The sequence below is a fragment of the Baekduia alba genome, from assembly GCF_028416635.1.
Lineage (GTDB): Bacteria > Actinomycetota > Thermoleophilia > Solirubrobacterales > Solirubrobacteraceae > Baekduia > Baekduia alba.
In genome coordinates this window covers 4,433,154-4,447,438 of the sequence record NZ_CP114013.1, presented here as the reverse complement: position 1 = coordinate 4,447,438, position 14,285 = coordinate 4,433,154, and the positions used below count along the sequence as shown (strand labels likewise).

The following is a 14,285-nucleotide window of genomic DNA, read 5'->3' as shown; positions in this document are numbered from 1 at the left end:
CGCCCGCGCGTGCGACACAGCGTTCGAGGTGAAGTGACCTCGGCGCTGCGGGATCACGCGAGCGGGCGCCGGCGGGCAGGCAGGAACGCACCGGCCGTCCCAACGCTGAGAACGCGCAACTGCGTTCGAGCTCGAGCATCGGTCCGGGGCGCGACGACCCTGTCGGCGGGCTTTGCGCTGAGCCCGCGCCACCAATTAGGGTGAGGGGTGATGGGCGGGCTCGTCGACAGAGAGAGCGGCAGCCGTGTGCTGATCGTCGACATGCCCTCCAACGTTCATCCTCCTGCGGCGCGCGACGCCGAGATCGAACGCGACTACGCCCAGCACCGTGCCAGCGTGCTGGCGATGGTGCGCGCCGACTTCCCGCGCCTCAAGGATCCCGAGGAGATCTACCAGGAGGCGTGGGCCGAGCTGCTGACGCTGGAAGCGCGGGGCGAGACGGTGGAGCATCGCCGTGCGCTGCTGAAGAAGATCGCGTGGCGCCGGGCGGCGGACGTGACCAAGCGCCGTCGCCCCGACTCCGTCGACCCTTCGAGCGCCGTTTTGGCGGCGGCGTCCGATGGCGAGCTATCGCCCGAGGAGCAGGCGCAGCTTCGGCTCGATGGTGACGCGCTGCGTTTGGTCGTCGAGTCGCTGGACGAGCGGCAGGCCGCGGCACTGAAACTGCGCTTCGATGAGCATCTCTCCGCTCGCGAAGTCCAAGAGCATCTGGGCGTCAGCGAGAAGCGGCTGGAGGCGATCATCACGGCGGCCTACAAGAAGATCGGCGCCCAGTTGGCAGTCGATGACGGCGGCCAGACGCGATGGGCGCGCCGTCAACGCAGCTTGCTGCTGGCCTGCGAGCTGGGGATCGCTTCGTCGCGTCAGCGCCGTCACGCCGCGGCGATGGTCGAGCGTGACCCGGCGTGCCGGGCGATGTTGCACGCGATGCGGACCAACCTTGGCGATGTCGCCGCGGTGCTGCCGATGCCGGTCCTCGTCGAGGAGCACGAGCGGCTTCGCGGTCTCGGTCGGATCACGAACCGTCTCGACGAATTCTGGGCCGGTGGCCGGCATCTCACAGATCGGCTGACCGGTCGCGGCCTGCCCGACAGCGGCCTGGTCGAGCAGGCCGGGGTGGGCGGCGCCACCATCGGTGCCGGGGCGGTCACGGCCAAGGTCGTCGCGCTCTGCCTCGCGGTCGGCGGCACGGGCGCCATCTGCGTCAGCGTCGTCGACCACCTTCGGCAGCACCCGCCCACCCGCACCGCCAGCAAGCCTCGTTCCTCTCGCCCGCGCGTGGTCGAACCGCCGCGCGACCACGTCCAAATTGTGCGCTTGCCGAAGAAGACGGTCACGCAGACGAGGACCGAGGTTAAGGCCCAGCACAAGGCACCGCACAAGCGGGTGCCGGTCAGTTCGACGAAGTACACGGCGCCGCCTTCGCCGGCGCCGAAGGGCAGCACCGAGTTCGGTCCCGGCAATCTCGGCAGCAGTTCGGCGCCTCAGCAGCCGGCGGCCGCACCGAAAGATGGGGGAGGGGAGTTCACGCCGTGAGTCGACTAAGGAGCACCCGTTCCTTTCAGGAGGCCCGTATGAGTCGTCCTTTGCGTCATGTGTTTGGCGTTGCGTTCATCTTCATCGCTCTTGCCGTCGTGCCGCGCGTGGCTCTCGCCGGCGGCTATGACGTCATCTCCTGCAACCAAACGGTGGCGGGCGGCGCGAACCACTCGTGGGGCGCGGCGGCCGACGGCGGGATGACCGCCTACACCGACTGTCCCGCGGGCCAGGGCATCGTTGCGCGCAACGTCTACGACGGCTCGGCGTCGACGTTCTTGCAGGGCGCCTACATGATTGCCGACGCTCCCGAAGGCAACTCGATCGACTCGGTCAGCTTCGAGGTCGGGATGCGCCGTCCGGACTGCAGCTGGGGCGTGGAGCTCGTTGGCGGCAACCGTGACCTGGCTGGCAGCGTCCTCTTCGGCCTGCCCGCGGGCCAGAACTGCGACAGCCAGTTTCAGACCGACGAGAACACGTTCCTCGGTGGCCGCTACAGCTACGGCGTCGGAGCGCCGCGGGTGCGGATCGAAGCGCGGTGCGGTGCGGGGTCCTGCACGCGCAACGGGGTCGCCTCGATCCACCTACGCAACGTCGATGTTCGAGTACGAGACGACACGCCTCCTAGCTTGTCGCGCGGACGCGGCGCGCTCTGGACCAGCGACCAGTGGCTTTCCGGAACGCAGCCGGTCGGATTCGACGCGAACGATGGCGCCGGGGTCCAGCAAACGGCCGCGGAAGTCGATAGCCAGACCCCAATCGCGCAGGCCGCGGGATGCGACTACACCTACATGTCGCCCTGCCCGCAGCAGTCGTTCGACAAGACGATCGCGACGCAGGGATACGCAGACGGGCCACACACGTTGACGCTCACGGCGACTGACGCCGCCGGGAATCCATCGTCGGTCGCGCGGACGATCTACATCGACAACTCGCCGCCCGATCCGCCACAGAACGTGGCTGTGGTCGGCGGCGACGGATGGCGGCCGTCGAATGACTTCACTGTGAGCTGGACGTCGGATCCGACAACTGTCGGTGCCCCGGTCGCCGGCGCGGAGTGGGATCTCTGCCCGGTGCCGGCAACCTCTGGTGCCTGCACGCACGGGTCGGCCACCGGCGCGGACCTGGCCTCGGTGTCGCACATCGCGCTGCCGGCTCCCGGTGCCTACACCTTGAAGCTGTGGCTGCGCGACAGCGCCGGCAACCAAGACCAGCGGCTTTCCGCCCCGCCCGTGACGCTGCGCTACGACGACGCGAGCCCCAGCGCCGCGTTCCTGGCGCCCGACCCCAACGACCCCACCTTGATCGCGGTGCAGACCAGCGACCGAGGTTCCGGCGTGGCCTCGGGCCAGATCGAGATGCGACGCCAGGGCGGCGGCAACTGGCTGGCGCTGCCGACCGCCTTCCAGGACGGCCAGCTCGTCGCGCACATCGACGACGAGCACCTCGGCGACGGCGTCTTCGAGCTGCAGGCCACCGCCACCGACCTGGCCGGCAACCAGCGCACCACGACCACGAGAGTCGACGGCAGCGCTGAGACGGTGACCCTGCCGTTGCGGCTCAAGACCCGGCTGAAGTCCGGCGTCGTAATCCGTCACGGCGACAAGGCTCACCTGGCTCGCTCGGCCTACGCCCGCTACGGCCAGCTCGTTCGCGTCCGCGGCACGCTGAAGAGCCCTGAGGGCAACCCGCTGCAGGACGTCGAGGTCGAGGCGTGGACGCAAATCAAGGACGGCGTGACGCCGCCGCGGCTGATCGCGACCGTCAAGACCAGCCGGACGGGCGCGTTCTCGTTCCTGGTTCGCAAGGGTCCGAGCCGGTCGATCAAGATCCGCTACGGCGGGACCAGCCAGATCCGCGGCGCGACCAAGAGCCTCAACTTGAACGTGCGGTCCGAGACGTCGATGCGGCCCAACCACCGGCGACGGGCCAATGGCGAGTCGGTGCGCTTCCACGGTCGGATCAAGACCGGCCGCATCCCCGAACACGGCAAGCTCGTCGAGGTCCAGGCGTACATCCGCGGCAAGTGGCGGACCTTCGCGACCACCCGCGCGAGCCGCCGCGGACTGTGGGCCTATGACTATCGCTTCGACGGAACGCGCGGCAACCAGACCTATCGCTTCCGTGCGAAGGTTCCGCTCGAGACGGGATATCCGTTTGCGACGGGCCGATCGGGCGTTGTCCGTGTTCGAGTGCGTGGGGTCTAGGGGAGAGACTCCGACGCTGAACGCCTCAGACCTAAGGGAGACATGCTGATGCTGCGCCGCCTCGTCAATCGCCTCACCTACGCCAACGTCGTCGCGACGCTCGCGTTGTTCATCGCCCTGGGCGGCTCGTCCTACGCCGCGATCAAGCTGCCCAAGAACAGCGTCGGCACCACGCAGATCAAGACCGACGCCGTCCACACCGGCGAGATCCGCGACCGGACGATCCGCCTCCAGGACATCAGCACCTCGGCGAGAACCTCGTTGCGAGGTCAGGCCGGGCCAGCTGGACCCCAAGGCCCCTCTGGCGCACCAGCGGTTAAGCATTTCGCCGCTGTCACCGCCGGCGGAGGCTTCGTGCGAGGCGACGCGAAGTCGGGCGGTCGCGACACGGCTGTGGGGACATATGTCGTCGGCTTTTCCGAATCTGTGAGCGGCTGCGCGTACTCAGCGACACTCGGAACGACCGATGCTTCGTCTGCTCCGGCGGGCCGGGTCACCGTCAACGATCATGCGGGGTCTGCAGGCGTTCAGACCTACGATGCCGCCGGGAACCCGGCCGACCTTCCGTTTCATCTGATCGTCGCCTGCTGACGCAGCCCTACACGGCAAGGGCGACGGCGGAAATGCGGCCCCCTCGCCTGGCGTGCTTTCAGCGAACGTCGGCCCAGGGCCCGACGCCGCCGACGCGCTCGACGCGGTAGCGGACGATGTAGCCGGGGCCGGGTGGGGCGGGGAAGGTGGCGTCGGGGCTCATGTAGGTCTTGGTCAGGCGGTCCAGAAGATCCCAGGCATCGTCGCTGGGTTCGACGGTAGCGGTGCAGGTCAGGACGGCGTAGGGGTTGAGGACCTGGTCGTGGTCGCGGTCGGCGGCGAAGGACAGCACGACGCGAGGATCGCGTTCGATGTTCTTCAACTTCCGGTAGCGGCCCATGTGGCCGCTGACGATCGTCTCGCCGTCGAGGCCGATCCAGACCATGGTGACCTGCGGGCTGCCATCGGCGTTGATCGTGGTGAGGTGTGCGAGCGGTCCGGAAACGATTAGCGTCTGGAGCTCGGGGGAGAGCGGGGTCACAGGGTGCCTTTGAGGAGGTCGGGGAGGGCGGCGATGCGCTGGGCGTCGCGGCGGTAGTAGGTCCACGGCCCGATGCGCGTGCTCTCCACCAGCCCGGCGCGTTGCAACACGGACATGAACTGCGAGGCGGTCGACTGCGAGATGCCGGCCTTGGCCTGGATCTGCTTGACGCAGACGCCGACCTCGTCCATCGGGTCGGCCTGCGGGGCGAAGTGCTCGGCGGGGTCGCGCAGCCAGGCCATGATCTGCAGGCGCTTGGGGTTGGACAGGGCCTTGAAGACGTCGACGAGCTCGTCGGTGTCAGAGGCGGCGGCTGGAGCCATGGCCATGAGGATATCGAGACATCGTGATCTTCCGATGCCTGCTACGTTCGATCGGGACATCGGTAATTCACGATATGGCGATCGGAGCAAGATGATGGACAACGTGGCATTGGTGGTCGGGGCCCGTGGGGTGATCGGCGGCAACCTCGTCGCCCACCTGCAAGAGCTGGGTGGCTGGAAGGTGATCGGGCTCTCGCGGCGCGGGGGCGAGGACTCCGAGCGGGTGCGCCATGTGCGTGTCGACCTGCACGACGCCGCGGCCACGCGGACCGTGCTGGCCGGCCTGTCCGATGTCACCCACGTCTTCTACGCCGCCTATCAGGATGCGCCGACCTTCGCCGAGCTGGTGGAGCCCAACCAGCGGATGCTCGTCAACGTGCTGGAGGCGATCGAGCCGGTCGCCGCCGGGTTGCGTCACGTCCAGCTGATGCAGGGCTACAAGGTCTATGGCGCGCATCTGGGGCCGTTCAAGAGCCCGGCGCGGGAGGACGATCTGCCGCACATGCCGCCGGAGTTCAACGTCGAGCAGCAGGCTTTCCTCGAGCGCCTCCAGGAGGGCAAGGGTTGGAGGTGGTCGGCGCTGCGCCCGTCGGTGGTCTGCGGAGTGGCGCTGGGGATCCCGATGAACCTGGCGATGGTCCTCGCGGTCTACGCCACGGTCAGCAAGCATCTGAAGGTCCCGCTGCGCTTCCCCGGCGTGCCGGGCGCGTACCGGTCGCTGATCGAGATGACCGACGCCGGCCTGCTGGCCAAGGCGATGGTCTGGGCGGCCACCGACCCCCGCGCCGCCAACCAGGCCTACAACATCAACAACGGCGACCTCTTCCGCTGGGAGCACCTCTGGCCCATCCTCGCGAAGGACTTCAACATCCCCGTCGCCCCGCCCCTGCCGATGCGCCTGGCTGATGTCATGGGCGACAAGGAGCCGGTCTGGGAGCAGATCGTCGCCGCTCACGACCTTGCGCCGACGCCGTACCGCGACGTGTCCTCCTGGGTCTTCGGCGACGCCGTGTTCTCCTGGGACTACGACCTGATCGCTGACGGCTCCAAGGCGCGGCGTCACGGCTTCCACGAGTACGTCGACACCGAGGCGATGTTCGTCCGGATCTTCGACGAGATGCGCGCCCGCCGCATCATCCCGCCCCGCTGACGCCGAGACGGGGTCAACGGCTGCCGGAGCGGCTGACGAGCGACCGGGTGGACTTCCGCTTGCAGTTCGCCCGGCGGGCCGCGAAAGAGGGGGGAGGGGTGATCTGGCCGCTCGTCGACTAAGGAGCGATGGTTGCCTCGCTCCGACCCAAGTCCATCATCTTCGAGGTCACCGATGAGTCGGTGAGCTCGGAAGCGATCGTCGTTCCGGCTCAGCGCCGCGGCTCGTGGTGGGACACGCGGGTTGCGGCGGTGGCCCTGGCGACAGGAGTTGTTGGTGCTCTTGTTGTGTCAGGCCATGCGGGGCATCGGGTCGCTGTCGTCCAGCCGTCCGCGCCGGAGACGTCGTCGTTGGCGACGGTCAGTCCAGCGCGGACAGCGCCTGCTCACCGGGCGCGGCCTCGGCCGCGGCGGCGGGTGGTGCCGGCGAAGCACCCGAAGCACCATCGGCGGCGCCGGTCGCATGCTGCGGCCCCGGCGGTCGTCTCTGCGCCGTCGCCTTCTCCTCAGGCGGCGGCGCCTCAGCTTCCTGCCCGTCCGGCTCCGACTCCGGTGCGACCCGCGCCGGCGCCGGCTCGTTCGAGCGATGGCATCTCCCGGGAGTTCTTCTAGATGCCGCGCGCTCGGGTCGTCTCGATCTCGGTGCTGCGCTGGCGCGCTCGCGCGCCCCGTGTCGCGCTCATCACGTGCTGCTCGATCCTGAGCCTCGCCGGACTGCGCGCGACGCTGGCCAAGGACGCCGCCGCGCCGACCAAGGCAACGTCGTCGGCATCGTCCGATGACTCGCTCGACGGTTTCGCTGAGGCATTCGCGCGGGCGTTCGTCGCACCCGCGACGGCAGATCCCGCCGACCGCGACCGAGCCATGAAGGCCTACGGGTTGCCGGAGACCGCGTCCGCCGCGGACGCGAGCAGCGCTGGGATCCGTGTTCGCTGGTCGACGGCGGTCGCGTCTCAGCCGCGAGCCGGCGGCGGGCGGATGGTGACCGTCCTGCTCGACGACGGCCGGCGCTCCTGGTACCTGGCGGTTCCGGTCGGCGTCGATCGAGCGGGCCGGCGCTTCGTACCTTCCGCACCTTCGCTCGTCGGACCGCCCGCCGTGCGCGCGAGCACGGTCGTTCCGGCCGAGCTCGAGGTCGACGACGCCCAGCTTCGGGAGGTCGCCGCGCGCGTGATCCGCCACTACCTCGCCGGCGATCGCGTCGACCTGGCCGCCGATCTTGCGCGTGGCGCGGCGGTGACGCTGCCGCCGACCCGCACGCGTCTGGTCGGCGTCGAGGCGACCACCTGGGCTGCGCGGCCGACCCGCGTCGCGGTGGCCATCACCGCCGCTGGGCCTGGCGGCGTGCGGCTGTCTCTTCGCTACGAGCTGCGGGTCGTCCATGTCGGCGGCCGGTGGCTGGTGCGCGGCATCCAAGTCAACCCCCTCAGCTAGGAGCAACAACGATGACATCTCCATCTCGCGTCCCGAGCACCGCACGGCCGCCGCGTCGCCGGGTGCGACGCCTTCCAGCACCCAGTCGCAGCGCTGCGACGCTGCGGCGGATCCGCCGGCTCGCGCTGAGCACCCTCATCGCCCTGATGTGGGCCGCGCTCGGCGCGACGAGCGCGATGGCCGACCCGGGCCAGTTCGGCAAGAACCTCGGCGACCAGGTCAAGTCGCTGTCGACCGGCCTGTTCCTCGCGGTGGCCGGCTTGGTGACGCTGCCGATCCTCGGCCGCCGTGACGTCAACGGCGGCGTCGTGCTCGCCGGACTTGTTGTCGTCCTGGGTGGGTTCATCTTCGCTCAGGACATGGTCAAGAGCGTGATCGTGGATCTCTGGAAGTCGCTGGAGGGGACATGAGCGATAACAAGGTCACGCTGCGCTCCTACCGGCTGGCCTTCGAGCTGGAGCGGCGGCTGCATCGCATCGACCGGTTCCGCATCCCGGTGCCCTACGGCATTCCGCTGGTGGCGCTGGCCTACGCGGCGGCGGTCGCCGTGGCGTTGGTCATCGCGGGCTCGTTGCCATTGGCGGGAGCGCTGCTCGGGGTGCTGCCGTGGCCGGTGCGGCTGATCCTGTTGCCGGGCGTCATCACCCGCGCGCTGTGTCATCGGCGCGCGGATGGGCGCCCGGCCCACGAGGCGATCATCGCCTACATGATGTTCTTGCTCGGGCCTCGGCGACTTGTAGGACTTGAGCGCGCTCCGGTACGCGACGTCGATCTGGGGGTGGTCGCGGTCGCGTCCGATGAGCGCTCGGCCGGCTATCGGGCCGGTGTGGTGCGGGGGCCGGGCACGGTGCTCTTGCGGTGTCCGGCTCGACTCGAGCTCCGAGGTCGAGTGCTACGCCTGGCTGGGACCGACGACACGTTGTTGTCGGAGCCCCAGGAGGTCGCGCTGTCGTCGGGCATGCGTCTGGAGGTCGCGCCGTGCGCGCGCCGTTGAGCTTCGCGTGGCGCAACGTGCTGTTCGGTCGCGACGCCGCTGATGCGTGGGCGCTGTTTCGGGTGCACACCGCGTCTTACGCCGGGTTGTCGACGGCGGCCAAGATCGAGCGTCTGGCCGCGCTGGCCAGCTTCGCGGCGGCGGCCGAGGCCGACTTTCAGATCCTGCGCGTGAGCCGTGCGGCGTCGTCGTTGCAGTACGCCCGGACGGCACGACAGATGCTTGACCCGGTCCATGGTCAGGACGCGCGGCTGGCGGCGCTGATCACCGAGCACGCGACAGCGATCGACCGCTACGGCGCGGCGACCGCCGAGGTCTTTCTCGCCGTGCGGCTCGACGCGCCGTCGGGGTTCTCCGGCTCGTTGGCCGGGGTTCTGGGTGATGTGCGCCGGTTCGTGGGGTTGCGCGACGCGCGTGGCATCTCGCAGCGTCGGCTCGACGAGGTTCTCGATCACGAGGCGGTCGCCTATGGCCGGGCCGGCGACTACCTCGATGTTGAGCGTGCATCGACGGCCGAGTTGCAGTGGCTGCTGCGCCGCACGGCGCTGCGCGGGGTCGGCGAACCGGAGAGCGACGAGCACTGGCGGCCCCAAGCGCTGGTCCTTGACGCCGAGGACGAGGACGGCGGGCGACGGTTCCGCCCGCTGGAAGCGCAGCTGATGGCGCTGCTTGACGAGCCGATCATCGTCGAGCGCGACACGCTGATCGTGGGGGAGGTCCATCAGGCTGTTCTTGTCGCCGGGGCGCTGCCCGAGACGACGACCTTTCCGGGCCGGCAGGCGGAGCTGCTCTTTGCGCCGCTGGAGGCGGTTGGGTTTCCGGTTGACGCGACCTTCTCGGCGCGGTGGATTCCTAACGATGCCGCGTTGTCGCTGGTGCGCCGTCGGATCGTGGACGCCGACCACGCCTTCGCCGAGGAGAGCCACGGCGACCACGGCCCGAGCGCACGCACCGCCGTGCGTCCCGATCTCGTCCGCGAGCTCGAGGACGAGCTGACGGCCACCGACCGGCCACCGCTGCTTCGCGGCCAGGTGAGCTTCGCCGTCGGCGCGTGGTCGGCCGAGGAGCTCGAAGAGCGCGTCCGACGACTGCGCCGTGAGCTGGCGCCGATCGCGCTGCATCGCCCGAAGGACATCCAGTTGCCGCTGTGGCTCGGCCATCTGCCCGCGCAGCTGCCGCGGGTCCGGCGCTACGACGACGTGTTCCTGCCCGAGCAGCTCGGCGCGATGGTGCCCACGGCAACCCACGCCGTCGGGGCGCGCACCGGGCTGCTGATCGGCCACACGCTGTCAGGCTCGCCGCAGCCCGTGCTCTTCGATGCGACCGAGGGGTCGCGCGAGGACGACACCCCGGCCGTGCTCTGCACCGGAACGCCCGGCCGAGGCAAGACCGCCACCGCGCAGCTCTTGGCGGCCGGGGCGTTCATGACCGGCTCGGCGGTGGTCGACATCGACCCCAAGGGCGACCACCGCCTGGCCGAGGCGATCGGTGAGGAGCACGTCGACCACGTCGAGATCACCGCTGGCGATCGCGACCGCGGACGTCTTGATCCGATGCGGATCGCCCCGCTGGACATGCGCGTGGAGTTGGCCTACTCCTTCCTGACCGAGTTGCTGCCCGCGCCGGTCCCGCCGACGTGGCAGACCGAGATCCGCGCCGCCGTCGCCGAGGCCGTCGACCGCGGCGCCCGCAGCAGCGGCCTGATCCTCGACCGCCTCGAACAGGGCGGCGACGACGCGCGGGCGGCAGCACGTGCGCTGGAGATCCATGCCGGCTCGGGCTTGGTCCAGCTCGGGTTCGCTGACCGCGCGACGGCGCCGCCGCCCGTGGTGCAGAAGCCGGTGACGAGCATGCGCATCGTCAACCTCGTCCTCCCTGAGTCGGGCACGCCGCGCGCCGAGCTCACACCTGAGGAGCGCACGGGCCGCGCCCTGCTTCGGCTGCTGGCCGTTCACGCGATGGATCTGCTGGGCAGCGATCGCTCGCGCCACAAGCTGCTGATCCTCGAGGAGGTCTCCCAGTTGGTCGGCGACGTCGTCGGCCTCTCCTTGGTGATGCGCATCGTCAAGTGGTGCCGCAGTCAGAACGGCACCCCGGTGCTAATCGACCAGCTCCTCGACGGCCTGCAAGCGGTCATCGATCTTGTCGGCTGGCACTTCGCCTTCGGCGTCAAGACCGAGCGCGAGGCCAAGCGCGTGATCGCCCATCTCGGCCTCGACGTCGAGGACACGGCGCTGGTCGCTCGGCAGCAGCGCTTCCGCCGCGGGCAGTGCCTGGTGCGTGACTACGAGGGCCGCGTCGGCGCAGTGCAGATCGACCTCGGCACCCTGCTCAAGCAGCTCACGACGACCCCACCCCGGCGAGGAGCCGGCGTCGAAGACGATGACCAGATGGCGTTGTTGTAGCTGCTGGTTGGCAGTCGTTGTCGCGTGCGCGGGGCTCGCGTCGCCCGCCCACGCGGCGACGGGCACCGCGGCAACGAGCTCAGCGCCGGCCTCGACGAGCGTCCCGGCATCGACGGCCGTACCGGCACCGACCGAGACGTCTGACGACGCGTACTCCGACCCGTCGCGCTCCTTGGGCGCGACGTCACCGTCCTGCCGCTATGGACTCTCGGCGGCCGCGCGGCGTAGCTGCCGGGCCAGCGGCTCGGTCGCCGAGCCCCATCCCCTGAGCAGCTATGGGATCGATGTTCGCGTCGGCTTCTCGATCACCGACCCGGGACGTTCGTTCCTCGGCGCGCTGCAGACGCTCGGCGCCGGGTTGTGGATGGCCTTGCTCTACATCGTCAAGGGCGTCCTGTTGTTGTTGGAGTGGGCGTTCTCGCTTGACCTGACCAACGAGGCGATGCCGCAGCTGCGAACGACGCTCGCGCGCCTGCACGACCAAGCCTTCGGCGACTGGTGGCTGCTGCTCGGCATCTCGCTGACCGGCGTGTGGGGAATCCACCGAGGCCTCGTGCAGCGCCGCACGACCGAGACGATCGCCGGGCTCGCCGCGACCGTCGCGTTGATGGTCGGCGGGCTGCTGATCATCAGCCGACCCGACGACACCGTCGGCTGGGCGGCACGGGCGACCAACGACGCAGGCATGGCCGTGCTCGCGGCCGGCACGGGCAGCCGTGCCGACGATCCGCGCGACGCGCTGGCCAACTCGTTGCGCCAGGTCTTCGACACGACCGTGCGCAAGCCATGGTGCGCGCTGGAGTTCGGATCGCTCGACTATTGCGACGCCCGCACAGGCGACCCGTCGCGCGCGACCAACGCGGAGCTCTGGCTGAACTACCCCGCCCAAGGCTGGCAGCGCGGACGGCTGCACAAGCTCATGAAGGGCGACGACGGCGGAGGAGGCCTCCCCGACCCGCTGACCGCGGCCAAGGACGTCCTGGGCATCGGCGGTGACCGCAAGCTGCCCGACGACGTCGAGTCGCTCGTCCACAAGGACTCTGACCGCGCGAGCATCCAAGAAGCCGGCGGCACCTTCCCACGCCTGGCCCTGTTGGTCATCATCTTGGTCGGGCTGACCGGAGCGATCGCGTTGTACGCCTACCTCGGCGTCCGGCTCGTGCTCGCCGCGGGCCTCGGGCTGGTGTTGCTGTTTATCGCGCCCGCGATGCTGATCGCACCGGCGCTCGGCGACGGAGGCCGCGCGACGTTCATCGCCTGGATCAAGCGCCTCCTCGGGGCGGAGGTCGCGAAGTTCGTCTTCGCGATCTTCCTCACCGTCGTGCTCGTGGCCAGCCGCGTGTTCGGCGGGCTCGAGCTCGGGTGGTTCGGCACCTGGCTGTTAGAGGCGGCGTTCTGGTGGGGCATCTTCATCAAGCGCCACGAGATCCTCGACTTCGTCTCCGGCGGCCTCCCTCAGCAACACGGCGACGGCATCGGGCACGTGCTCTCCCACGGCTACTACGCCTGGATGCTCGGACGCGGCGCGCGACAGATGGCCTCACGCGCGACCGCCCCAGCAGGCGCCGGCGCCGAAGCCGTCCGAACCTCACGCCAAGAACATCAAGAAGCCCGATCGGCAGCGACCCGCTCCCTCGCCGCCGAGCGGCTGGACCAGCGCCATCGCGAGGAGATCGTCTCGGGACAGGACCAGGCCCGCGGGGTCGTCGCGCAACGCGAAGTGCTCCAGCGCGAACTCCGGGCGACCGACCGGCGCCTGGCGGGCCACGACGAGGCGACGGCGGTCGCCAACGCGACCAAGTCCAAGCCGCCGGCGCCCAACCCCGAACAGCGCCAGCTCATCGCCCACCGCCAACACCTGCGAGGGATGCTGGCCGACCCTGCCGCGACCGAGGCCGAGCAGACCGTGCGCCACGCCGACCGCAACCGCGCGCTCACCGGCGACTCGGTCACGCGGACCGATCTCGATGTGCACCGCGCACGGCGCGCCGAAGAGCTGCGCGGCGCCGACACGGAGGGAACCGCGGAGGAACGTGACCTGCTCGCCGCGGCCCAGGCCAGACCGGGCGACCGCACGGCAGACGAGCGAGCGCGGCGTTGGCTCGACGATGACGAGCTGCAACAGCGACGCGCGCAGAGCCTCGCCGAGCTGCGCGCCGAGCGCCGACAACGGCGCGCTGGACAAGGACGGCGTCGGCGATGAAAGCCGCCGGTACAGCGGTCGCCGCGCTCCTCGCGACGTTCGCCCTCTGCGCCGCAGCCCTCACCGGCTGGATGCTCATGGCCTCCGGAGCCAGCGGCCAGAGCGGATGCCCGTCTGCCGACCTCGACGACAACGCCGTACCCGCCGAGTTGTCACCGCTGTTCGCCGCCGCCTCCAAGGCATACGGGTTGGACCCCGAAGGACCGGCGATCCTCGCCGGGCTGACGAAGGTCGAGTCGGACTTCGGTCGCAACATGGGACCGTCAAGTGCCGGCGCGATCGGCTGGACGCAGTTCATGCCCGACACGTGGAGGCGCTACGGCGTTGACGCAGACGGCGACGGCAAGGCCGACCCCATGGCCGCCGCGGACGCCATCACCTCGGCCGCCCGGTACCTGAAAGCTCTCGGAGCACCGGCCGACTGGCACCGGGCGCTGCTGGGCTACAACCACGCCGAGTGGTACGTCACCAGGGTTCTCGACCAAGCGCGGGCGCTGTCGACCGGCACCACCGACGTCGCCGCTGTGTGCTCGGCGCCGCTCGACGTCGGCAGCGGCGGTCGCGTCTTCGGCGGTGGACGGATCGTCCCGACTCCCGGCGAGCCCGGCATGACGATCGACGAGCGGCTGCTCTCCGACCTCGCGTTCCTGCGCGCGCGCTTCCACGTCACCGTCACCGCCGGCTACGCCCCGACCGGACACGAGCCCCATGGCGAGCACCCGCTCGGCCTCGCCGTCGACCTCGTCCCCGGACCGGGCGGCACCTGGGACGAGGTCGACGCGCTGGCCCACTGGGCCGAGCCCCAACAGAACCACCCGCGGCCGCCGTTCCGGTGGGTCGGCTACGACGGCGACCCGGGCCACGGGCGCGGCAACCACCTCCACCTCTCATGGATCCATGCCCCGGCCCCGAGCGGGCCGCCGGCCGCGTGGGTCCAAGTCCTCACGGGGTCACGATGAGCA

Annotated in this window: 12 protein-coding genes; 10 read left to right on the top strand and 2 right to left on the bottom strand. The window is 70.1% G+C overall.

The features are described 5' to 3' along the window. Window positions 1-210: 210 nt before the first annotated feature. The 3 genes from DSM104299_RS22250 to DSM104299_RS22240 are packed head-to-tail and all read left to right on the top strand — an operon-like array spanning window position 211 to window position 4,334. The gene (locus DSM104299_RS22250; protein WP_272473854.1) at window positions 211-1,536 is read left to right on the top strand and encodes a sigma-70 family RNA polymerase sigma factor; all 1,326 of its coding nucleotides are present in this window, start codon (window positions 211-213) and stop codon (window positions 1,534-1,536) included. 38 nt (window positions 1,537-1,574) lie between these two features. Beyond that, complete coding sequence (locus DSM104299_RS22245) at window positions 1,575-3,743, top strand: Ig-like domain repeat protein (protein ID WP_272473853.1); 2,169 nt, start codon at window positions 1,575-1,577, stop codon at window positions 3,741-3,743. Between the two features lie 42 nt (window positions 3,744-3,785). Next, a complete protein-coding gene (locus tag DSM104299_RS22240; protein ID WP_272473852.1) occupies window positions 3,786-4,334 on the top strand; it encodes a hypothetical protein in 549 nt (182 codons plus the stop codon). 58 nt (window positions 4,335-4,392) lie between these two features. Here DSM104299_RS22240 and DSM104299_RS22235 read toward each other — a convergent pair whose 3' ends face one another. Further along, window positions 4,393-4,815 carry a PPOX class F420-dependent oxidoreductase gene (locus DSM104299_RS22235; protein WP_272473851.1) on the bottom strand — a complete coding sequence of 141 codons (423 nt, stop codon included), beginning with the start codon at window positions 4,813-4,815 and terminating at the stop codon, window positions 4,393-4,395. Continuing rightward, window positions 4,812-5,138: an ArsR/SmtB family transcription factor gene (locus DSM104299_RS22230; protein WP_272473850.1), complete on the bottom strand. Its 327-nt coding sequence runs from the start codon at window positions 5,136-5,138 to the stop codon at window positions 4,812-4,814. Before DSM104299_RS22230 ends, DSM104299_RS22235 begins: the two co-directional genes overlap by 4 nt. A 94-nt stretch (window positions 5,139-5,232) precedes the next feature. Between DSM104299_RS22230 and DSM104299_RS22225 the strand changes: the two genes are divergently transcribed. The 7 genes from DSM104299_RS22225 (at window position 5,233) to DSM104299_RS22195 (ending at window position 14,282) form a co-directional block, all read left to right on the top strand. After that, a complete protein-coding gene (locus tag DSM104299_RS22225) occupies window positions 5,233-6,288 on the top strand; it encodes an SDR family oxidoreductase (protein ID WP_489886060.1) in 1,056 nt (351 codons plus the stop codon). Window positions 6,289-6,899: 611 nt separating this feature from the next. After that, window positions 6,900-7,721, top strand: coding sequence for a hypothetical protein (locus DSM104299_RS22220; protein ID WP_272473848.1), 822 nt, complete (start codon window positions 6,900-6,902; stop codon window positions 7,719-7,721). Between the two features lie 146 nt (window positions 7,722-7,867). Continuing rightward, a complete protein-coding gene (locus DSM104299_RS22215; RefSeq protein ID WP_272473847.1) occupies window positions 7,868-8,131 on the top strand; it encodes a hypothetical protein in 264 nt (87 codons plus the stop codon). Next, on the top strand, window positions 8,128-8,715 hold the full coding sequence (locus DSM104299_RS22210) for a hypothetical protein (RefSeq protein WP_272473846.1): 588 nt from the start codon (window positions 8,128-8,130) through the stop codon (window positions 8,713-8,715). The genes DSM104299_RS22215 and DSM104299_RS22210 overlap by 4 nt, the downstream gene beginning before the upstream one ends. After that, the gene (locus tag DSM104299_RS22205; protein ID WP_272473845.1) at window positions 8,700-11,120 is read left to right on the top strand and encodes an ATP-binding protein; all 2,421 of its coding nucleotides are present in this window, start codon (window positions 8,700-8,702) and stop codon (window positions 11,118-11,120) included. The genes DSM104299_RS22210 and DSM104299_RS22205 overlap by 16 nt, the downstream gene beginning before the upstream one ends. Next, on the top strand, window positions 11,098-13,323 hold the full coding sequence (locus tag DSM104299_RS22200) for a hypothetical protein (protein ID WP_272473844.1): 2,226 nt from the start codon (window positions 11,098-11,100) through the stop codon (window positions 13,321-13,323). Before DSM104299_RS22205 ends, DSM104299_RS22200 begins: the two co-directional genes overlap by 23 nt. Then, on the top strand, window positions 13,320-14,282 hold the full coding sequence (locus DSM104299_RS22195) for a lytic transglycosylase domain-containing protein (RefSeq protein ID WP_272473843.1): 963 nt from the start codon (window positions 13,320-13,322) through the stop codon (window positions 14,280-14,282). Before DSM104299_RS22200 ends, DSM104299_RS22195 begins: the two co-directional genes overlap by 4 nt. The last annotated feature ends 3 nt before the right edge of the window (window positions 14,283-14,285 follow it).